15 protein-coding genes are annotated in these 20,519 nt (G+C 67.3%); 4 read left to right on the forward strand and 11 right to left on the reverse strand.

All coding sequences use genetic code 11. The annotated features are described in order from the left end of the window. Positions 1–9 precede the first annotated feature (9 nt). On the reverse strand, positions 10–1,182 hold the full coding sequence (locus DFR29_RS02140; protein ID WP_133816898.1) for a phosphoglycerate kinase: 1,173 nt from the start codon (positions 1,180–1,182) through the stop codon (positions 10–12). Positions 1,183–1,565: 383 nt separating this feature from the next. On the opposite strand from DFR29_RS02140, the gene DFR29_RS02145 reads away from it, so the two are divergent. The 3 genes from DFR29_RS02145 to DFR29_RS02155 all read left to right on the forward strand — a co-directional run bounded on the left by DFR29_RS02145 (position 1,566) and on the right by DFR29_RS02155 (position 5,334). Next, positions 1,566–2,930, forward strand: a complete 1,365-nt coding sequence (locus tag DFR29_RS02145) for a metallopeptidase domain-containing protein (protein ID WP_133816899.1) — start codon at positions 1,566–1,568, stop codon at positions 2,928–2,930. Positions 2,931–3,131: 201 nt separating this feature from the next. Next, the gene (locus DFR29_RS02150; protein ID WP_133816900.1) at positions 3,132–4,535 is read left to right on the forward strand and encodes a metallopeptidase domain-containing protein; all 1,404 of its coding nucleotides are present in this window, start codon (positions 3,132–3,134) and stop codon (positions 4,533–4,535) included. A 142-nt stretch (positions 4,536–4,677) separates the two neighbouring features. Further along, positions 4,678–5,334 carry an HAD hydrolase-like protein gene (locus tag DFR29_RS02155; protein ID WP_133816901.1) on the forward strand — a complete coding sequence of 219 codons (657 nt, stop codon included), beginning with the start codon at positions 4,678–4,680 and terminating at the stop codon, positions 5,332–5,334. 3 nt (positions 5,335–5,337) lie between these two features. Here the strand turns inward: DFR29_RS02155 and DFR29_RS02160 are convergent, their stop codons facing one another. The 8 genes from DFR29_RS02160 to DFR29_RS02195 all read right to left on the reverse strand — a co-directional run bounded on the left by DFR29_RS02160 (position 5,338) and on the right by DFR29_RS02195 (position 17,770). Then, positions 5,338–6,189, reverse strand: coding sequence for a hypothetical protein (locus tag DFR29_RS02160; RefSeq protein ID WP_133816902.1), 852 nt, complete (start codon positions 6,187–6,189; stop codon positions 5,338–5,340). 118 nt (positions 6,190–6,307) lie between these two features. Beyond that, complete coding sequence (locus DFR29_RS02165) at positions 6,308–7,582, reverse strand: M56 family metallopeptidase (RefSeq protein ID WP_133816903.1); 1,275 nt, start codon at positions 7,580–7,582, stop codon at positions 6,308–6,310. Continuing rightward, a complete protein-coding gene (locus tag DFR29_RS02170; protein WP_133816904.1) occupies positions 7,572–7,940 on the reverse strand; it encodes a BlaI/MecI/CopY family transcriptional regulator in 369 nt (122 codons plus the stop codon). The genes DFR29_RS02165 and DFR29_RS02170 overlap by 11 nt, the downstream gene beginning before the upstream one ends. Before the next feature lie 169 nt (positions 7,941–8,109). After that, on the reverse strand, positions 8,110–8,886 hold the full coding sequence (locus tag DFR29_RS02175) for a ferredoxin--NADP reductase (protein WP_133816905.1): 777 nt from the start codon (positions 8,884–8,886) through the stop codon (positions 8,110–8,112). A gap of 1 nt (position 8,887) precedes the next feature. Further along, positions 8,888–10,885, reverse strand: coding sequence for a transketolase (gene tkt / locus DFR29_RS02180; RefSeq protein ID WP_133816906.1), 1,998 nt, complete (start codon positions 10,883–10,885; stop codon positions 8,888–8,890). 155 nt (positions 10,886–11,040) lie between these two features. After that, entirely contained in the window at positions 11,041–11,904 is an 864-nt protein-coding gene (locus DFR29_RS02185; protein WP_133816907.1) for a hypothetical protein, read from the reverse strand. Between the two features lie 115 nt (positions 11,905–12,019). After that, on the reverse strand, positions 12,020–14,803 hold the full coding sequence (locus tag DFR29_RS02190; RefSeq protein ID WP_133816908.1) for a serine/threonine-protein kinase: 2,784 nt from the start codon (positions 14,801–14,803) through the stop codon (positions 12,020–12,022). A gap of 135 nt (positions 14,804–14,938) precedes the next feature. After that, positions 14,939–17,770 carry a serine/threonine-protein kinase gene (locus DFR29_RS02195; RefSeq protein ID WP_133816909.1) on the reverse strand — a complete coding sequence of 944 codons (2,832 nt, stop codon included), beginning with the start codon at positions 17,768–17,770 and terminating at the stop codon, positions 14,939–14,941. Here DFR29_RS02195 and DFR29_RS02200 point away from each other — a divergent pair. After that, complete coding sequence (locus DFR29_RS02200) at positions 17,769–18,128, forward strand: hypothetical protein (RefSeq protein ID WP_133816910.1); 360 nt, start codon at positions 17,769–17,771, stop codon at positions 18,126–18,128. The genes DFR29_RS02195 and DFR29_RS02200 overlap by 2 nt on opposite strands. Here the strand turns inward: DFR29_RS02200 and DFR29_RS02205 are convergent. Together DFR29_RS02205 and DFR29_RS02210 are read right to left on the reverse strand one after the other, a co-directional pair. Continuing rightward, positions 18,109–18,666, reverse strand: a complete 558-nt coding sequence (locus DFR29_RS02205) for an ECF-type sigma factor (protein WP_133816911.1) — start codon at positions 18,664–18,666, stop codon at positions 18,109–18,111. The genes DFR29_RS02200 and DFR29_RS02205 overlap by 20 nt on opposite strands. Before the next feature lie 356 nt (positions 18,667–19,022). Then, positions 19,023–20,360, reverse strand: coding sequence for a dicarboxylate/amino acid:cation symporter (locus tag DFR29_RS02210; RefSeq protein WP_133816912.1), 1,338 nt, complete (start codon positions 20,358–20,360; stop codon positions 19,023–19,025). Between the last annotated feature and the right edge of the window lie 159 nt (positions 20,361–20,519).

Below are 20,519 nucleotides of genomic sequence, written 5' to 3' on the forward strand. Positions count from 1 at the left end.
GCCGCCGCTTCAGCCGCGCGCCTGCAAGGCCGTCACCGCCGGCAATTCCTTGCCTTCGAGGAATTCGAGAAAGGCGCCGCCACCCGTGGAGATATAGCCGATGCGGTCCTCGACACCGTACTTTTCCACTGCCGCCAGCGTATCGCCGCCGCCGGCAATGGAAAACGCCGCCGATTCGGCAATCGCCAGCGCCAGGGTCTGGGTGCCCTTGCCGAAGGCATCGAACTCGAATACGCCAACCGGGCCGTTCCACACCACGCTGCCGGCCTTGGCGATCAGTGCTGCATAGGCCGCCGCCGTCTGCGGGCCTATGTCGAGAATCATGTCGTCGGCCGTCACTTCGTCGACGCGCTTGATCGTGGCGGGCGCATCGGCGGCGAAGGCCGGCGCTACCACCACGTCGCTGGGAATCGGCACGTCGGCGCCGCGCGCCTTGGCTTCGGCGATGATGCGCCGCGCCGTATCCAGCAGATCGTTCTCCACCAGCGACTTGCCGACCGGATAGCCGGCCGCGGCGATGAAGGTATTGGCGATGCCGCCGCCGACGATAAGCTGGTCGACCTTGGCGGTCAGCGTCTGCAGCAGTTCCAGCTTGGTCGACACCTTCGAGCCGGCAACGATGGCCAGCAACGGCCGCCGCGGGTTATCCAGCGCCTTGGCCAGCGCATCCAGCTCAGCCATCAGCAGCGGCCCGCCGCAGGCGACCTTGGCCGCGCGGATGGCACCGTGGGTCGAGGCCTGGGCGCGGTGCGCCGTGCCGAACGCGTCCATCACGTAGATGTCGCACAGCGCCGCGTATTTCGCGCTGAGCTCGGGCGTGTCCTTGCCCTCGCCCACATTCATTCGGCAATTTTCCAGAAGTACAACCTGCCCATTTTCCACCTCGACACCGTCGAGATAGTCGCGCAGCAGCTTCACCTCGCTGCCCAGCGCCTGGCTCAGCCAGGCTGCCACCGGAGCCAGCGAATCGGCTTCGCTGAACTGCCCTTCCACCGGCCGCCCCAGATGCGAGGTGACCATCACCGCCGCCCCCGCGTCGCGCGCATGGCGGATGGTCGGCAAGGCAGCTTCCAGGCGCTGGCTGGCCGTTATGCGGCCGTCCTTGATCGGGACATTCAGGTCTTCCCGGATCAGCACGCGCTTGCCGCGCAGGTCGAGGTCAGTCATGCGGAGAATGGACATGGGCGTTTCCAAGGGTCAGTTGAGTGCAGTGCGCGGCAATCCCGCTGCGGGGCCGGCGCCGTTTACGCCGGTGGCCGGCCGCCAGGGCTGCCGCAGGCCTGCAGGGGAAAACCACGGATTACAGCCGCGACGCGTCCGCTTTGCAAATTACCGCCGGACAGGCCACCACCGGCGGCACGACCGTGGGGCAGGCCCTCCGCCGCCGGGCGCGGCCGTTCGCCAGCTCCGTGCCGGTGCGCATGGGTTGCCCGACTTTCGTCACGGTTCGCGCATGCCAGGCCACCTTGTCCAGCATTCCCGTGACCGAGCTAACACTTGGCGGGCGCCGATCGCTTCAAGGTAGCGCCGCTCGTGCACATTCCTGCACAAATAGAGGATTCCGCATGACTTGCAAAATTGCTTTTCTGCCGTGCCTGCTTGCACTGCTTGCCCCAGGCCACGCCCTGGCTGCCGGGCCCCGGGAGGGCCGCCTGGAACTGACCTGGGGCGACCCTGTCGCCGGCAGCCGGCAAGCCGACCGGTTCACTGTCGAACTGGTCGACGACAAGGGCGAACGCCTCGCCCTGGACCCGGCCGAAGCGCTGCGCGCGGCCGAGGATCTGTACGCCTTGAACGGGCAGCAGGTCGCTGTCGCCCTGGATACTGCCGAGTCGTCAAAACCGCCGCGCGTCGATGCCATCGTGCCGGCCGGCGAGAGCAAGTCCCTCGTCGCACCGGACGTCGCCGGCACCACGGTCTGGGCCACCATTCTGTGCAAGTTCAGCGATGTCGCCACCGAGCAGAAGCCGCTGAGCTTCTTCAACGGCCAGTACGGCAACAGCCCGGCCCAGCTCGACCATTACTGGCGCGAGGTTTCCTACAACAAGATCAACCTGGTCGGCAGCGCCGCCTACGGCTGGTTCACCCTGCCGCAGCCACGCTCGTTCTATGTGCCGGCCGGCGGCAGCGCCAATCTCAACAAACTGTTCGACGACTGCACCACGGTGGCCAATGCCTCGGTCAATTTCGCCGCCAACGGCGGCCTGCAGGGCATCAACATGATGTTCAACGGCGACCTCGATGGCTATGCCTGGGGCGGTACGCGCTGCGCCACGCTGGACGGCATCAACAAGTGCTGGAGCTCCACCTGGAACCCGCCCTGGTCATTCGGCAACACCGCGCCGCTGAGCCATGAGATGGGCCACGCCTACGGCCTGCCCCATGCCAACAACTCCGACGGCGACAGCAATCCCTATGACAACCCCTGGGACGTGATGAGCGACGCCTGGAGCAACGCCGTCAGCAATCCCACCTACGGCTCGCTGGGCAAGCACCTGAGCACCTGGTCGCGCGACAAGCTGGGCTTTATCGACGCGGCGCGCAAACTCACCATCAATGCCAACGGCACGTATGCCAACCTGCTGCTGGACCGCGCCAGCCTGATCGGCTCGAACAACCGGCAGATGATCGTCGTGCGGGTCACCGGCCAGCCGGCGACGAAGTACTACACCATCGAAGCGCGCAAGCGCGTCGGCACCTACGAGGCCAGACTAGCCGGCGATGCAGTGATCATCCATTCCATCGACACCACCCGCTCCACGCCGGCCTGGAGCGTGGATGCCAGCGTGCCGCCGGCCACGACATCGAACAATGAAGGCTCGATGTTCAAGGTCGGCGAAACCTGGACGGCACCGGGCAACGCGTTTCGCGTGACAGTGAACTCGACCACGGCCGAGGGCTTCAACATCACGGTCCAGTACGGCCCCTGAGCGCGAGGCCGGTACCGTCCTGGCGACGGTACCGGCCAGTCCACTCTGCGGAACTGGCTCCGCACATACCGCTTGTCCGCCATCTGCACAGAATGCCGCCCGCGTACCGTGGCCGCGGCGCGAACCGCGGCGGGTTTAACAGTCGTGAATCACCCGTACGGTTAGGGTGAATCCCTTCAGTGCCCTTGCGAATCGACTGCCATGACCCGCTCTACGCCCCTACTGCTTGCGCTCGCTTCTTCCCTGTTCGGCAGCCAGGCCCTGGCCGCGCCCATCGAAGGCCGGCTGGAACTGATCTGGGGCGACACCGATCCGGTCGCCGGGCTGGAAAGCCAGTTCCGCGTCAGCCTGGTCGACGACAACGGACTGCGCTATGCGCTCGATCCGGAACAGGCCCGCCTGGGTGCCGGCGATATCTACGCACTGGCTGGCAAGCGCGTCGCGGTCGATTTGGCCACTGCCGCCACTGCGCAAGGCCTGGCGGTACGGGCCATCGTGCCGGCCGACGAACAGCGCGGCGTGACGCAGCCGGACGTGGCCGGCACCACGGTCTGGGCCACCCTGCTGTGCAAGTTCAGCGACATCGCCACCGAGCAGAAACCGCTGAGCTTCTTCAACGGCCAGTACGGCAACAGCCCGGGCCAGCTCGACCACTACTGGCGCGAGGTTTCCTACAACAAGATCAACCTGGTCGGCAGCGCCGCCTACGGCTGGTTCACCCTGCCGCAGCCGCGTTCGTTCTACGTGCCGGCCAGCGGCAGCGCCAATCTCAACAAGCTGTTCGACGATTGCACGGCCGCAGCCAATGCCAGCGTGAACTTCGCCGCCAACGGCGGCCTGCAAGGCGTCAACATGATGTTCAACGGCGACCTCGACGGCTATGCCTGGGGCGGCAGCCGCTGCGCCACCCTGGACGGCATCAACAAGTGCTGGAGTTCCACCTGGAACCCGCCCTGGTCGTTCAGCAACTCTGCCCCGCTGAGCCACGAGATGGGCCATGCCTACGGCCTGCCGCATGCGAACAATTCCGACAACGACAGCGACCCCTACGACAACCCCTGGGACGTGATGAGCGACGCCTGGAGCAATGCCGCCACCGACACCACCTACGGCAAAGTCGCCAAGCACATCAGCACCTGGTCGCGCGACAAGCTCGGCTTCATCGATGCGGCGCGCAAGCGCACCCTGAATACCGACGGCTACTATCCCGGCCTGCTGCTGGACCGCGCCAGCCTGATCGGCTCGGCCAATCTGCAGATGATCGTCGTCACCCTCGCCGGCCAGCCGGCGACCAAGTTCTACACCATCGAAGCGCGCAAGCGCGGCGGCAAATACGAATCGGCCCTGGCCGGCGATGCGGTGATCATCCACTCCATCGACACCACGCGCTCCACGCCCGCCTGGAGCGTGGACGCGGACTCGCCGCCGGCCAATACCGCGAACAACGAAGGCTCGATGTTCAAGGTCGGCGAAACCTGGACCGTGCCGGGCAATGCCTTCAGCGTCAAGGTCGATGCCGCCACGGCGGAAGGCTTCAGCGTCACTGTCACGCGCGGCACGGTGTCGACCGACCCGATCTTCAAGGGCAACTTCCAGGCGCAGTAATCGCCGGCACGAGACAACAGCACCGCTTGACGTCAGTCCAGCACGCCGCCGTCAAGCCATGCCAAGGTCGAATCCGTTGCGCGCTTGAAAGCGCAACCGCGGGCCACCATGGCTGGCGTTCCTCCACTGATCGCTGCCTTGCATGCAACTGGTCCTGTTCGATCTCGATGGCACCTTGATTCATTCGGAAGCCGGCATCGTCGGCTCGCTGCGCCACGCGTTCGAACGCCTGGGCTTTGCCGCGCCGCCGCTGGAAGAACTGCGCCGCTGGATAGGGCCGCCGCTGCGGCAAAGCTTCCCGCAGGTACTCGGCGACGATCCGGCCCTGATCGAGCAGGCCGTAGGCCACTACCGCGAACGCTTCGACAGCCAGGGCTGGGCCGAGCACGAGGTGTATGCAGGCATTGCCGAACTGATCGAAAGCCTGCACGCCCAGGGCCGCACGCTGGCCATTGTCACCACCAAGATGCAGGTGCAGGCGCGCAAGATCGTCGAGCACCTGAGCTTCGGCCGTCATTTCCGCCAGATCTACGGCCCCAGCGGCGACGGCAGTCATTCGGAGAAGGCCGCAATGATTGCCCAGGCACTAAGCGATTTCGGCGTCGCGGCAGACAACGCGGTGATGATCGGCGACCGCCATTTCGATATCGAAGGCGCGCGCCACAACAGCGTACGCGGTATCGGCGTGAGCTGGGGCTTCGGCAGCCGCGAGGAACTCATCGGCGCCGGCGCGCAAGCCATTGCCGAGCATCCGGCCGACCTGGCCAGCCTGGTCCGGCGCGTCCCCGATCCGGTCTGAGGTTCAGTTCAGGCCGACGGCGTCCTGGCGGTACTCGAAATAGAACCACCAGCCCGACTCGCCGCGCCAGGTATCGATGCCGCCGCTGACGTTGGCCCGGCAGCTGCCGGCACCGCCGGGCAGCACCGACGCCAGGGTCACCGTCGTGCCATTCAGCGGTATGGGTATCAGTGCCGCATCGCTGGCACGCAGGAAACCGCGCATCAGGCCGCCGCCGGTGGAACCGCCCGGCGCCGGCAACGGTGCGCCGAAGGCGGTGTCGTACAGCGGAATCTGCAGGCTGCCAGTGTCGAGCACCAGGTCGGCCGCAGTGGTCGCATAGCAATTGCCACCGGGCGCCGGCACGGCCGCGGCCGAGCCCCAGTTGCTGGTGGTGCCGGCCAGCGCTTCCAGGCAATGGTCGCTGCCGCTCAACGCGAATGCGCGGTAGCTGCGCAGCGACGGCGTTGCGTTCGCGGCGGCCAGGCACTGCGTCGGCGTGGCCACGCTGCAATCGCCGGCGACACTGAGCGTCTGTGCCGACCTGCCGTCGCTGAGCAACGGGCGGAACAGCAGCAGCGCACTGGAATCCAGGCGGCCGTCGGCATTCTCGTCAGCAGCAAGACTGGTGGCGATCTGCGCATTGAGTCCGACACTGGGCAGGTCGGTCGCATCGGTACACAGCGTGGTCGGGCCCAGCGGCACTCGCACGAACACGTGCGGATCGCGCAGCTGCAGCGCGCCCAGGCGGAAGGCCGTTGGCACGATCAGCTCGAAGCCGTCGGAAAACTCGACGAACAGCGGCACTTCGGCAGCGCGGGCGCTGCCGGCAGCAGCGGCGCAAAGGGCGAAAACAACAGCAGCACGGACTGACATGACAGAGGACCCCGGAGACGAAATGCATACGACCGTACGCGAGACGGCGGACAGTATCGTATCCCTTCGCTCCCGAGGGTACGGGCCGCTCCCGCACCCGTACCACGGTTGCCCAGGCTCAGTGCCGCGCCGGCTCGTACGCCGCTGGCCCGTCCTGCGGCTGCGGCGAATCGCTGCGGCGCAATACAACGTCCAGAACCAGCGCGCCCTGCCCGGCCGCGCCGTCCAGCGCGATGGCGCCGCTCTCGCCGTCGTGCAGCAGCAGTTCCGGCGTCGCCACGCGCTCGCCGTTGCGCAGCAGGCGCGTGGCCAGGCGGATCGAGTCTGTGCTGGCCGCGGTGGCGATGAAATGCGCTTCCCAGTTTGCGCCGGGCTCGGTACTGGTGACGAGGAAACTTTCGCCGAAGCGGTTGATCATGCGGAAGCGCTGCTCCACGCCGTCGCCGATGCGCAGGGTCAGCGCCGCGTCGACGTATTGGCCGTCCTTGGCGGCGGCATTTGCGGCGATCGAGGCGGCCGGCTTCGCGGCCCAGGCCAGGCCGGCACAGGCGGCGATCAGCAGCCCCGTCGCCACGGCACCGAGCCTGCGCCGAATTTTTTTAATTTGCGGATTGTGCAACATGCCAATTCTCTCCTTCAGCGGATGGTGGGAAAACCAACCGCAGCCCAGCGGACCTGGCCCATCCCTGAGCGCCGTACCGCCTAGCTGGGTTTTCAACATCGCGCCGGCATAGCACCGGCGCGCTTCCGGAAAACGGGCCAGTACGCGCGCATCGCAGGCCAGTTCCTGGTCCAGGCGAAAGCGCGGCACGGCGATATGCAGCAGCGGGTTGAACCAGAACAGGGCGCGCAGCAGTGCGGCCAGCGCGTTGGCGTATACGTCGCCGCGGCGCAGGTGGGCGATTTCGTGCGCCAGCACCAGGCGCCGTTCGCGCCGGTCGTAGCGGCGGCGGAAATCCCGCGGCAGCAGAATCGACGGTCGCCACAGGCCGCTGACGCAAGGCTCGGTCGAGGCCGTGCCGATACGCCCACGCCAGGTGCAATCGCTCACGCTGCGAATAAATAGCCATTGCTGCAAAGCCTGCAGTGCCAGCAGCGCGACGCAGCCCGCCAGCCAGATCCAGAATCCGAACGACCCGGTCGTCGCAAGGGGCGCCGACGGCAGCGCGGCAACGGGTGCAGCTACGACCGAGTGCAACGCCAGCGGTGGCAGACTCAGGCGCGTTCCCGCCGACGGCAGTGCCGCGGCCAACGCCGCCAGCGGCACGGCAATCCACAATGCATAGGCCGCGCCTGCACCGGCGATGTGGTGCAGCGGCCGGCGCACGGCCATGACAAGCACCAGTGCAGCGCTGCTGCCCAGGCTGGCGGCGAGCAGCAGCTCAGCGCTCATCGGGCAGCGTCTCGATCAGGCGCTTCAGCTCGGCGATGTCTTTCTTGCTGAGTTTCTGCCGCGCCGAGAAATGCGCCACCAGCGGCGCGAGGCGCCCACCGAACAGGCGGTCGAGCAGATCCTGGCTTTGCGCATGCACGTAGGCGTCGCGCTGCAGCAGCGGGCTGTAGAGATAGCGCCGCCCTTCCTTGACCGCCGCGATCGCGCCTTTGTTGAGCAGGCGGTTCAGCAGGGTCTTTACCGTCGCCTCCTGCCACTGCCGCGCATCGCCGAGCGCGGCAACGATTTCTTCCGCGGCCAGCGGGTGCGCATTCCACAGCACCTGCATGACAGCGCTTTCGGCTTCGCTGATGGACATGGTCGATTACGCGTGTAAATGATGTCGGCATTTACACACGTAATCGATCGTGATGCAAGTGCTGCTCAGACGGCGTCGACGCCGATCCGCAGCAGTCAAAGCCGCGGTGGCAGTTGCGGCGCGGCGGCCTGCCTGCAACGCCATGCCGCAGGCACCGCAATCCAATATTTCACTTTTCTACAAATGCCCGCTCGATCACGTAGTCGCCCGGCGTGCCGATACGCGGCGATACCACGAAGCCGCGGCTGTCCAGCAACTGCGACAGCGATGCCAGCATGGCCGGGCTGCCGCAGATCATGGCGCGGTCGTTGGCCACATCCAGCGGCGGCAGGCCGATGTCGGCACAGAGCTTGCCGCTGCCGAGCAGCTCGTCCAGCCGTCCCTGGTAGCGGAATGGTTCGCGCGTCACGGTGGGGTAGTAGATCAGCTTGTCGCGCACCGCTTCGCCCAGGTATTCGTGCTGGGGCAATTCGTGCTCGATGTAGTCGCGGTAGGCCAGGTCGTTCACATGGCGCACGCCGTGGGTCAGCACCACCTTGTCGAAGCGTTCGTAGGTTTCCGGATCGCGGATCAGCGACAGGAACGGGGCCAGCCCCGTTCCTGTCGACAGCAGATACAGATGCCGTGCCGGCTTCAGATCGTGCAGCAGCAGCGTGCCGGTGGGCTTGCGGCTGATCAGGATCTCGTCGCCTTCCTTCAAGTGCTGCAGACGCGAGGTCAGCGGCCCGTTCGGCACCTTGATGCTGAAGAACTCCAGGTGTTCCTCGTAGTTGGCGCTGGCCACGCTGTAGGCACGCACCAGCGGCCGGCCGTCCACCGTCAGGCCGATCATGAGGAACTGGCCGTTCTCGAAACGCAGGCCCGCATCGCGGGTACAGGTGAAACTGAAAAGGTGCTCGTTCCAGTGCCGCACCGCCAGCACGTGTTCCGTTTCGAATGCCGCCATTTCAGATCCGTGCCTTCACCGCATCGACGATGCGCTCCACGCTGAAGCCGAAATGAGCAAACAGCTTGTCCGCCGGCGCCGAGGCGCCGAAGCTGGCGATACCGACCACGTCGCCGTCCAGGCCGACGTACTTGCGCCAGAAATCCGGATGCGCCGCTTCGATCGCCACGCGCGCACGGCACCAGGACGGCAGCACGCCTTCGCGGTATTCCGCCGGCTGCGCATCGAACTGCTCGGTACACGGCATCGACACCACGCGCACGCGCACGCCCTGCAATTCCAGCGTGCGCATCGCATCCATCGCCAGGCCCACTTCGGAACCGGTGGCGATGAGGATGGCCTTGAACGTCGCGTCGTTCGGATCGCTCAGCACGTAACCGCCGCGGGCGATGTCAGCCAGCTGCTCGGCATTGCGCTGCTGGTGCTGCAGGTTCTGGCGCGAAAACACCAGGCAGCTGGGGCCGTTCCTGCGCTCGATCGCGGACTTCCACGACACCGCCGATTCGACCGCGTCGCAGGGACGCCAGACGCGGTTGTTGGGGATATAGCGCAGGCTGGCCAGATGCTCGATCGGCTGGTGCGTCGGGCCGTCTTCGCCGAGACCGATGGAGTCGTGGGTATACACGTGGATGGCATGCGCCGGGATCAGCGCCGACATGCGCACGGCATTGCGCGCGTAGTCGGAAAACACCAGGAAGGTAGCGTCGTAGGGAATGAAGCCGCCGTGCAAGGCCATGCCGTTGGCGATCGCCGTCATGCCGAATTCGCGTACACCGAAATACACGTAGTTGGCGTTGGCGTCGCCGGAATTGACGTCTTTGGAACCTTTCCACAAGGTCAGATTGGAATGCGCCAGGTCGGCCGAGCCGCCGATCAGTTCCGGCAGCTTTGGCCCGAACGCGTCCAGCGCCATCTGCGAGGCCTTGCGCGAGGCAATCACCGGGCCTTCGGCCTGCAGCCTGGCCACGTAGGCGTCGGAGTGCGCCGCCCAGTCGGCCGGCAGTTCGCCGTTGACGCGGCGCTCGAACTCGGCCGCCAGCTCCGGATGTACGTTGCGGTAGCGCTCGAACAGGGCGTTCCAGCGCGTTTCGCGCTCGGCGCCCTTGGACTGGGCGTTCCAGGCGTCGTAGATCGCATCGGGTACGTGGAACGGTGCGTGGTTCCAGCCGAGTTTTTCCCGCGCCAGGGCAATTTCGTCCTTGCCCAGCGGCGCGCCGTGCGCGCCTTCGGTGTTCTGCTTGTTCGGCGCGCCGTAGCCGATGATGGTCTTGCAGCAGATCAGGGTCGGCTTGTCCGCATCCGCCCCGGCGGACACGATGGCGGCCTTGATCGCCTCGGCATTGTGGCCGTCGACGTCGCGGATCACTTCCCAGCCATAGGCCTCGAAGCGCGCAGCGGTGTCGTCGGTGAACCAGCCGCCGACCTTGCCGTCGATGGAAATATTGTTGTCGTCGTACAGCGCGACCAGCTTGCCCAGCTTGAAGGTGCCCGCCAGCGAGCAGACCTCGTGCGAGATGCCTTCCATCAGGCAGCCGTCGCCGAGGAAGACGTAGGTGTAATGGTCGACCACCGGGTAGTCGGCGCGGTTGAAGCGCGCGGCGAGCACCTTTTCCGCCAGAGCCATGCCGACCGCATTGGCCAGGCCCTGGCCCAGCGGGCCGGTGGTGGTTTCCACGCCCGGCGTCTCGTGCCGTTCCGGATGGCCGGCGGTGCGCGAGTGCAGCTGGCGGAAGTTCTTCAATTCGCCGATCGGCAGGTCGTAGCCGGTCAGGTGCAGCAGCGAATACAGCAGCATGGAGCCGTGGCCGTTGGACAGCACGAAACGATCGCGGTTGACCCAGTGCGGATTGCTCGGGTTGTGGCTCAGAAAATCGTTCCACAGCACTTCGGCGATATCGGCCATGCCCATGGGCATGCCCGGATGGCCGGACTTGGCAGCTTCGACCGCATCCATGGACAGCGCACGGATGGCGTTGGCGAGTTCTTGACGGCTAGACATGGGTAGACCCGGCGAAAAAGAAAAGCGGAGGTCGGCAGCCGGTGATGCGGCCCATGCAGGCCAGGGCTACCGCAAAGGGCCGCTATTGTCGCCCAAGTAGCGCCCCGCTGTCGCCCGCTTGCGGCAATTCGCCCGGCGGCAATTCGTGGGCGATTTCAGGCCGCGGCGTCGTTGCGCGGCGGCTTCGGCAGCGGCTTGACCACAGCCAGCCGCGGTGCGGCGCGGGCCGGCGGCCGCGGCGGCGCGACGCGGGCCAGCAGTTCGGCGATACCGCTGGCCGGCAGTGCCGCGAAGATACGTCCCAGCGGACGCAGGTCGGCCAGTACGAAGCAGGCGATGCGCGGCGTTTCCAGCACCGCTTCCGCGCCCAGGCCCAGGGCCAGGCTGGTCAGGCTGCCGTTGCGCGGCACCCAGAAAATCGCGCGCGACGCACCGTGTTGCCGGGCCAGGTCCAGCAGCGGCTTGAGCAGGTGCTTGAGCGGTGCGAAACCGTGGCGATAGCGCTGCGCCAGGCCGACGCCGTTGAGTGCGAGCAGAGGCGCCTCGCCGACCAGCGCAGCGGCGCGCTGTTCCAGCGCCAGCCATTCGTCGCTGCGCAGGTGGCCGAGCGCCTGTACCTGCTGGTAGTGCTGCAAGGCTTCGGCCAGGCCGCCGACGCGGCCCCAGGCATAGCCGGCGACGTTGCCGTCGGGCGTGCCCAGCAAGGCTGCCAGGCAATGGCCGTTGAGTTCGCGCGCCAGCCGGCGCGAAAACGCAGCCGGCGCATCCAGGCCCGGCAAGCGTGCCTGGCGCATCAGCTCCTGGTGCAGCGCACAGAATTGTCCCAGGTAGCCCAGCTGATCGAGCGCGTGCAGGCTGTCGTAACAGGCTACGCCGTGGCCGGATTCCTGCGCCCGTACCTGGCGCAAACGCCAGGCCTGCCAGCGCCAGTACCAGCGTATGCGCCAACTGGCGATGGCTTGGGTGGCGCTGCGTGCAGCGGCAGTATCGCCGCCGAAATTCGCTGGAGCGGCTGCCATGACGGATCCCCCCTGAGAGATGTCATTGCATAACGAGCGAAATGCTGTAACAGGAACTATCGCGCCGCCGTGCATTGCGCGACAAGTAAACAACGGTGGCAGGGATTGTTCTCGACTACGGCAACGGTGCATCCAGCTGGCTCAGCAGCAGCTGTTCCGGCGCCGTCGCGGCGAAGTTCTTCAGCACGACGGGGCGGCTCTGCAGCAGCAGGCTGTTTGCTTCCCCGGCCTGGCCGTCGGCACGCAAGGCCAGCGCCAGTTCCAGCGCGGCCGAAGCGGTCAGCGGGTGCTCCTTGCCTAGCGCATCCGCCAGCAGGGCATAGGCCTGGCGCAGTGCCGGCAGTACCAGCTCCGGCTGCTGCCGCGCCTGGGCCAGGCGGGCGCGCTCGCGTTCGCGCTGGGAACGTCCCAGCGCGGTATCGCGCAGCGTGCTGGCATCCAGTTCGGCCAGGCCAGCGGCGGCATCGTCCAGGCGGCCGGCGCGGCGCAGCAGTTCCACCTGCAGCAGACGGCTGCGGCCAAGATCCAGGTTGCCCGCATCGAGCTGGCGCACGCGTTCGGCCAGGGCATGCGCCAGCAGCGGCCGCGCCTCGTCCAGCCGGTTCGTGCGCAGCAGCAGCCGGGCCAGATTGTGTTCGGCGCGCAGCACCGCCGGATCGTCGGCGGGCCGGCTGTCGCGGCGCAGCTGCAGCGATTCGCGCGACAGGGGCTCGGCCGCGGCGAAGTCACCGGTTTCCTCCAGCGCCACGGCCAGATTGTTGATCGGCAGCACCAGGCTGGAGGTCACCGCCAGGCCGGATTCGCGGCGCCGGCGCAGCGACTCGCGATAGCTCGCAATCGCCTCCTGGTAGCGGCCGGCGTCCTGCAGGTCGGAACCCATTTCGTTGTAGACGTCGGCGATGTTGTCGCTGTTCTCGCCTTCGAAGCGGCCGTGCAGCTCGATCAGGCGGCGATAGATCGCCATCGCCTCGTCATAGCGGCGCTTGCCGCTGAGTGCCCGCGCATAGGCGCGCAAGGTGCCGATCATTGCCGGGTGTTCGTCGCTGCCGAACTGCAGGCGCTTGGCAGCGAGCGTTTCTTCGAACAGGGCGATGGCCTGGTCGAACTTGCCCTGGCGCGTATACAGCCGCGCCAGGTTGTGCAGGGTGGCCTGGCCGTGGACATGGCCGCTGGCCCGGCGGATCTGCAGCGCGCGCAGCAGGTAGGCCTCGGCCTGGGCGTCGTCCCACAGATCGGTATAGACCACGCCCAGCGTATTCCAGGCCTCGGCCAGGTCTTCATCGCTGTGCTGCGCATCGGCCTCGCGCAAGTGCAGCGACTCCAGAGCGCTGGCTTCGGCTTCCTTGACCAGCCCCTTGCTCGATTGCAGTACCGCCAGCCGGCTCAGGCTTTCGTAGCGTTCGCGCACGTGGCCGGCACCGGCGCGCTGCCAGGCCTGTTCGCTGGCACGGTACAGATCGAGCGATCGCTGCGGCTGGCCCAGCATGTTCCACGCCCGCGCCAGCACGTCGAGCAGGCGCGCTTTCACTTCCGGCCGATCGGCCAGGCCGGTCTCCAGGCGGCGCGTGCTTTCGTCGAGCATGTCGCGCGCGCTGACCTCGCTGCGCGAGGGATTTTTCTCTGGATTGGCAAATTCAAAAATGGAAATAAGGAACTCGCTGACCTGGCCGGCCGTTTCCGCCTGCACCCGCGCCTGGCGTTCGGCCGCCAGGGCGCGGTCGCGTTCGTTGACCAGGCGCCAGCTGAAACCCAGCGCCATCGCCAGCACCAGCACGCCGGCGGCGACCATGGGCCAGCGCCGCTGCAGCAGCCGGCCCAGGCGATAGCGCCAGCTCGGCGCACGCGCATGCACCGGCAGCACGTCCAGATGGCGTTCGATGTCTTCGGCCAGGGCATCGGCCGAGGCATAGCGCAGGCCCGGGTTGGTCGCGGTCGCGCGCAGGATGATGGCGTCGATGTCGCCGCGCAGGCGATGGCGCCAGCGGCACTGCTCGTCGCTCAGGTCGCTGGGACGCTGCAGGCCGCGGGTCAATTGGGTCAGGGTGCGCTCGTCCGCCTCCAGCCGCGCCTTGCGCCCGCTGACCAGCTCGAACAGGATCAGGCCCAGCGAATAGACGTCGCTGGCCACGCTGACCGGTGCGCCGGCGATCTGCTCCGGACTGGCATAGCCGGGCGTGTAATACGAGGTGCCGGCACGTTCGCGCGACCGGTCCAGCGCACGGGCGATGCCGAAATCCAGCAGTACCGGCGCACCGTCGGCGCGCACCAGCACGTTCGACGGCTTCAGGTCGCAGTGCACGATCAGGCGCTGGTGGGCGAACGCCACGGCGCGGCAGATATTGCGAAACAGACGCAGCCGCGCACGCAGGTCCAGCTGCTGCTGCAGACACCAGCGGTCGACGGCAATGCCTTCGACGAACTCCAGCACCAGGTAAGGCTGGCCGCCCGGCGTGGCGCCGCCGTCGATCAGCCGTGCGATATGCGGATGCTGCAGGCCGGCCAGGATCTGCCGCTCGGCGGCGAGCAGGTGCAGGGCATCGTCGGTCGGAATGCCACGCAGCAGCTTGATGGCCGCCTGCTGCTCGAAATGGCCGTCCGCACGCTCGGCGCGATACACCGCGCCCATGCCGCCACTGGCCAGCTTTTCCACCAGGCGCCAGGCACCGACGCGATCACCGACATCCAGTTCGGTCTCAGGCAGCTGCGCCAGCAGCGCCGCGACCGGCGCCGAAGCTCGTCGCAAGCCTTGGGTTTCCGCAGCGACCAGCGCTTCCACTTCCGCCGCCAGCGCCGTATCGGCGCCGCTGCTGCGCAGGTGGATGCGGCGCTGCTCCACGTCCAGGTCGCAGACCTGGTCGAACAGTTGCCGCAACAACGCGAAACGCGAACCGCTGGCCATGGCGTGGATCTCGGCGCGAGGCCGCCAACAATGAGGCCGGCACTATACGACAGGGCAATCGCCGCGGCCGCGCCGCGGCGGCATTTGTATACCCGCTGCGGCAAGTCCGCCGTCCGGCGAATGGCGCAGGGCCGTCTAGCGCAGCTGGCTGCGCAGCCGCAACAGTCCTTTGCGCACGGGCGCGGTCGCCACGAAGTTCTGCTCCACCGCAGCCGCATTGGCGGCCAGCAGCGCCTTCGCTTCGCCGGTCTGTCCCTGCGCATTCAAGGCCTGCGCCAGCTCCAGCGCCTGTGCCGCGGCCAGCGGATGGGTCTGCCCATGCGCCTGCGCCAGCAGCTCGGCCGCGTTGCGCAACGCGGCGACGCCATCGGCCTGGCGTCCGGCCGCCAGGGCCAGGCGGCCGCGTTCGGCCTCGCGCTGGCCGCGCAGCGAAGCGGAAGCCTGTACCGCCGACGCGTCCAGCTGCTGCAGCGCAGCCTCGGCCTCGGCCCGGCGTCCGGCACGGCGCAGCCATTCCACCTGCAACAGCAGCGTGCGGCCCAGGTCGGAGTGAGTCGCACTGAGCTGGGCGCGGCGGCCGGCCAGGCAATGCAGCAGCAGCGGCTGCGCTTCGTCCAGCCGGCCGGAACGCAGCAGCAGGCGCGCCAGATTGTGCTCGGCCCGCAGCACCGACGGATCGTCCGCGCCCAGGCTGCTGCGCCGCAGTGCCAGCGATTCGCGCATCAGCGGCTCGGCTGCGGCGTTGTCGCCGATTTCCTCCAGCGCCACGCCAAGATTGTTGATCGGCTGCACCAGCACCGCCGGCACGGTATGCGGCAGTGCGCGGCGCTGGCGTATCGACTCGCGGTAGGCCTGCATCGCTTCGCCATAGCGGCCGGCATCCTGCAGCACCGAACCCAGTTCGTTGTAGCTGGAAGCGGTCAGGTCGCTTTGCGCGCCAGCCAGCTGCTGTTCCAGCCCTATCGTCTCGCGCAGGCGGGCGACTGCCTCGTCGTAGCGCTTGAGCCCGGCCAGCGTGCCGGCATAACTGGTCAGGGTGTAGATGACCGATGGGTGCACGTCGGTGCCGTAGCGCTGGCGCTTGGCGGCCAGGGTCTGCTCGTGCAGGACCAGGGATTCGTCCAGCCGGCCCTGGTTGGCATACAGGCCAGCCAAGTTGTGCATCACCGCCATGACGCCGTCGGATTTGTCGCGCTGGCGCACGGCCAGCGCGCGCTTGAGGAACTCCTCGGCTTCCGCGTCGCGTCCGCCGATCTCGCGCAGCACCAGGCCCAGCGCATTCCAGGAATCGGCCAGCTCGGTCTCGTTGCGCGGCTGCAAGGCTTCGCGCAGGACGAGGGAATGGCGCACTGTCTTTTCCGCCTCGGCACGCATGCCGTTGTTCACCTGCATCACGCCCAGGTCGCTCAGGGTACGGGCCAGGTCGCGCTCGTAGCCCGCGCCGGCCTGCTGCCACTGGGCCACGCTGGCGCGGTACAGGTCGATCGAGCGCTGCGGCAGGCCGAGCCGGTCCCAGGCCCGCGCCAGCACGGCGAGCAGACGCGCCTTCACGGCGGGCTTCTCGGCCAGGCTGTCGCCAAGCCGGCGCGTGCTTTCCTCCAGCATGTCGCGTGCGCTGATTTCTCTATTTTTTATATTTTTCTCAGGATTTGCAAATTCAAATATGGAAATAAGAAAATCACTGATCTGCCGTGCCGTGTCCGCCTGGCTCAGCGCCTGGCGCTCGGCCGCCAGCGCGCGGTCGCGCTGGCCGCGCGACTCGACTTCCGCCGCCAGCGCGCGGTCGCGCTCGTTCACCAGACGCCAGCTGAAGCCCACTGCCATCAGCACGAAGCCGGCAGCGGCGATGAACCACGGCCAGCGCCGGCGCAGCAGGCGGCCGGCGGCGTAAGTCAGGGTCGGCGTGCGCGCGGCAACGGGTTTCAGATCCAGATGGCGCTCTATGTCTTCGGCCAGCGCATCGGCCGAGGCATAACGCAGGCCGGCACGTTGCGCGGTGGCGCGCAGGATGATGGCATCGAGGTCGCCGCGCAGCTGGCGCGGCCATCTGCACTGGCTGCCCGCCAGTTCGCTGGGCTTGCGCACGGCGCGGGTCAGGTCGGTGACCGTGTGGTCCAGCGCGTGCAGGCGCGCTTTGCGCCCACTCACCAGCTCGAACAGGATCAGGCCCAGCGAATAGACGTCGCTGGCCACGCTGACCGGCTTGCCCTCCATCTGCTCGGGGCTGGCATAGCCCGGCGTGTAGTACGCCGCCCCGGCCTGTTCGCGGGCGCGGTCCACGGCACGGGCGATGCCGAAATCCAGCAGCACCGGCGCACCGTCGGCGCGCACCAGCACGTTCGACGGCTTCAGGTCGCAATGTACGATCAGGCGCTGGTGCGCGAACGCCACTGCGCGGCAGACATTGCGGAACAGGCGCAGTCGCGCCTTCAGATCCAGCGCGCGCTGTTCGCACCACTGGTCGATGGCCACGCCTTCGACGTATTCCATGACCAGATAAGGCTGGCCGCCCGGCGTGGCGCCTCCATCGAGCAGGCGGGCGATATGCGGGTGCTGCAGGCCGGCCAGGATCTGCCGTTCCTGTGCCAGCAGATCCAGTGCATCGACGGTGGGAATGCCGCGCAGCAGCTTGATCGCGGCCTGCTGCTGGAAATGACCGTCGGCGCGCTCGGCCCGGTAGACGGTGCCCATGCCGCCGCTGGCCAGCTTCTCCGCCAGGCGCCAGGCACCGACGCGGTCGCCGACATCCAGCTCGGTTTCGGGAATGCGCGACAGCAGCGCCGCTACCGGCACACCGCCGCGGCTGCCGAATCCACGCGTCTCCGCCGTCAGCAGTGCCTCGACCTCGGCGATCAGGTCGGTACTGGCGCCACTGGCCTGCAGGTGCTCGCTGCGCCGCTCGGAATCGAGGTCGCAGACCTCCTCGAACAACTGTCGCAGCAGCGCAAAGCGCGAACTGTTGGCCATGACGAAAATCCCGGCGGCCGCCGGAGAAAGGGAGGCGGAACTATACGACAGAGTATTGCCTGGCCGTGTCCCGCGGCAGCAGCGGCAGCCGCAGCAACAAAGCCACCTTCCCCGCCGCCAGCTACTGCTGGCCCCGGAATTCCACGGCAGCAGGCCCGAAGGCCTGGAGATGCTCGCTGTTGCGACAAGGATCCTCGATGCGGAAGGCTCGTGGATCGATGCAAGCGCTGACCTGCTGGTGTTTTTCGCGCTGTCCGGACTTCACAGCCGCCAGAGCAATCTGCCCGGCGACGCCGAGCCGGCCGCGCCGTCGCCACGGCCGAAATGGCGGCGCTGGATCAGCTCAAGACGCGGTTGAGCCAGGCGCGCGCGAAGCGCAGGTCACGGTCGACGGTCGGTACGGATATGCCGACGACGGCGGCGATCTCTTCGCGCTCCATGCCGGCGAAATAACTCATCTCCACCACGCGGGCGATGCGCTCGTCCTCGTTGTGCAGCTGGGACAGGGCCTGGTCCAGTGCCAGCAGATCCAGCTCGATGCGCTGGCCTTCGGCCGACTCGGCGTGACTCAGGGTGACCAGCACCACATCACCGCCGCGCTTGGCCGACAGGCGTGCCCGTGCCTGGTCCACCAGCACCGAGCGCATATGCATCGCGGCCAGGGCGAGGAAATGGGCACGGTTCTGCCAGTCGGTATCGGCACCGAGCAGGCGCACCAACGCCTCGTGTACCAGGGCGGTCGGCTCCAGCGTCTGCTGCGTGCCTTCACGGCGCAGGCGCACCGAGGCCATTTCGCGCAGGGTGTCGTACAGGCGTGGCATCAGCCGCTCCAGCGCGCGGCGGTCGCCGCCGCGCCAGGCTTGCAGCATCTCGGTTACATCGCCGACGTCTGACATGGGTGGGCCGGAAAGCGGAATCGTATGGATTGTGCCGCAAGGCCGGGGTCGCTGTCGCTGGGGTACTGCTCGCCGGCCTCGCAGGACGCGGCGAAAAACCAGCCCGCATCGGCGGCACCGGCGCGGCGTCGAAACCCGGCTACCGTCGTACGCGACAGCAGCCCGCAGCGGCTTGCGGGCCCGCAGACTCGGCACACAACGAACTCCGGTGTGCTATCGGCAACCCTTCAATGCCGGCAACGTGCCGGCGATTTGCCAGGGCCATGTCGAACCCTTCAGCGGGCTCGCCCCAGCCAGGGCACTACCGGCGCGGCAGACAACCGCGGCAGACAACAGACGCGGCAACGAACTTCAGTTCAAACCTTGGGCGAAGAAGAAGCCGCCGCCATCGCCTCTGCCGTGTCGGAACGCTCCTCGCCCTTGGCCACGACAACGGCCGTGGCCAGGTCGCCGGTCACGTTCAGCGCGGTGCGGCACATGTCGAGGAAGCGATCCACGCCCAGGATGATGGCGATGCCTTCCGGCGGCACCTTCAGATAAACCAGGATCATCGCGATCACCGGCAGCGAGCCCGCCGGCACGCCGGCGGTACCGATGGAGCCGAGGATACACAGACCCAGCACCATGACCTGCTGGCCCAGGCCCAGCTCCACGCCGAAGCACTGTGCCAGGAACAGGGTGGTCAGGCCTTCGAATAGGGCGGTGCCGTGATGGTTGGCGCTGGCACCGACCGTCAGCACGAAGCGCGCGACCTTGGTCGGCAGGCGCAGGTTCTGTTCGGCGCATTTGAGCGTGGTCGGCAAGGTGCCGGTGGACGAGGCGGTGGAAAACGCGGTGAGGATGGCTTCCTGCGAGTCGCGGAAGAAACGCAGCGGGCTCATGCCGCCCATGAAGCGCACCCACAGCGGCAGTACCACGAACATATGGATGCCGATGGCGAGCATCACCGCAATCACGTACTGGCCCAGCTTGGCCAGCACATCCCAGCCGAAGCGCGCAGTCAGCGCGAACATCAGGCAGGCGACGGCATACGGGGTCAGCTTGACCACCATGCCGATCAGCTTCATCACCAGCTCGTTCAGACCTTGCACCGCTTCCTTGAAGCGCTCGGTCGCCGGCGTCGGCGTCAGCACCAGGGCAATGCCCAGCATGATGGCGAAGAACATCACCGCCAGCAGTTCGCCTTCGCCAGCGGCCTTGACCACGTTCTTGGGCACCACGCCGAGGATCATCTCGATCACCGACAGCGTAGGCTTCGACTCGGCAATCTGGTGGGCCTGGCTGCCGCTGGTGGCGAGGAAGCTGTCGCGCAGCGCCGGGTCGAAGCCCAGCCCGGGCTGTAACAGGTTCACCACGATCAGGCCGATCAGGATCGCAATGCTGGTCACCACGGCGGTATAGATCAGGGTGCGCCAGCCGATGCGGCCCAGCGAGGCAATATCGCCGATCTCGGCCACGCCGAGAATCAGCGCGGTGAACATCAGCGGCAGCACCAGCATGAACAGCAGGCGCAGGAACAATTGCCCGGCCGGCGCGGCGATGTAGTCGATCACGCCGGCCACGATGGGATTGCCCGGCGCCAGCCAATAGGCCAGTACGCCGCCGATGATGCCGATCGCAAAACCGATCAGTACGCGCCAATGCAAGGCCAGACCGGTCGTGGGCGCGGCGGCGGTCAGGGAGGCGTGGCTCATGAGGGCTCGCAGGATCGGAAGACGAAGAACGCCGACCCTACCGGAGAAACCCTGGACGCGGCAATGCAAGAAGGCAGGCGGGGCGAGGCGAAAAATCCCTACCCGGGCAAGACCGAGCCCGATGCGACAGGGGGGACGCATCGGGCTCGCGCGGTCATC

The organism is Tahibacter aquaticus, from assembly GCF_004363655.1.
Lineage (GTDB): Bacteria > Pseudomonadota > Gammaproteobacteria > Xanthomonadales > Rhodanobacteraceae > Tahibacter > Tahibacter aquaticus.

Bases quoted from the DNA above. Each gene is read 5' to 3' on its own strand.
- DFR29_RS02140 (WP_133816898.1), bottom strand. From the start codon at position 1,182: ATGTCCATTCTCCGCATGACTGACCTCGACCTGCGCGGCAAGCGCGTG.
- DFR29_RS02145 (WP_133816899.1), top strand. From the start codon at position 1,566: ATGACTTGCAAAATTGCTTTTCTGCCGTGCCTGCTTGCACTGCTTGCC.
- DFR29_RS02150 (WP_133816900.1), top strand. From the start codon at position 3,132: ATGACCCGCTCTACGCCCCTACTGCTTGCGCTCGCTTCTTCCCTGTTC.
- DFR29_RS02155 (WP_133816901.1), top strand. From the start codon at position 4,678: ATGCAACTGGTCCTGTTCGATCTCGATGGCACCTTGATTCATTCGGAA.
- DFR29_RS02160 (WP_133816902.1), bottom strand. From the start codon at position 6,189: ATGTCAGTCCGTGCTGCTGTTGTTTTCGCCCTTTGCGCCGCTGCTGCC.
- DFR29_RS02165 (WP_133816903.1), bottom strand. From the start codon at position 7,582: ATGAGCGCTGAGCTGCTGCTCGCCGCCAGCCTGGGCAGCAGCGCTGCA.
- DFR29_RS02170 (WP_133816904.1), bottom strand. From the start codon at position 7,940: ATGTCCATCAGCGAAGCCGAAAGCGCTGTCATGCAGGTGCTGTGGAAT.
- DFR29_RS02175 (WP_133816905.1), bottom strand. From the start codon at position 8,886: ATGGCGGCATTCGAAACGGAACACGTGCTGGCGGTGCGGCACTGGAAC.
- tkt (WP_133816906.1), bottom strand. From the start codon at position 10,885: ATGTCTAGCCGTCAAGAACTCGCCAACGCCATCCGTGCGCTGTCCATG.
- DFR29_RS02185 (WP_133816907.1), bottom strand. From the start codon at position 11,904: ATGGCAGCCGCTCCAGCGAATTTCGGCGGCGATACTGCCGCTGCACGC.
- DFR29_RS02190 (WP_133816908.1), bottom strand. From the start codon at position 14,803: ATGGCCAGCGGTTCGCGTTTCGCGTTGTTGCGGCAACTGTTCGACCAG.
- DFR29_RS02200 (WP_133816910.1), top strand. From the start codon at position 17,769: ATGACGAAAATCCCGGCGGCCGCCGGAGAAAGGGAGGCGGAACTATAC.
- DFR29_RS02195 (WP_133816909.1), bottom strand. From the start codon at position 17,770: ATGGCCAACAGTTCGCGCTTTGCGCTGCTGCGACAGTTGTTCGAGGAG.
- DFR29_RS02205 (WP_133816911.1), bottom strand. From the start codon at position 18,666: ATGTCAGACGTCGGCGATGTAACCGAGATGCTGCAAGCCTGGCGCGGC.
- DFR29_RS02210 (WP_133816912.1), bottom strand. From the start codon at position 20,360: ATGAGCCACGCCTCCCTGACCGCCGCCGCGCCCACGACCGGTCTGGCC.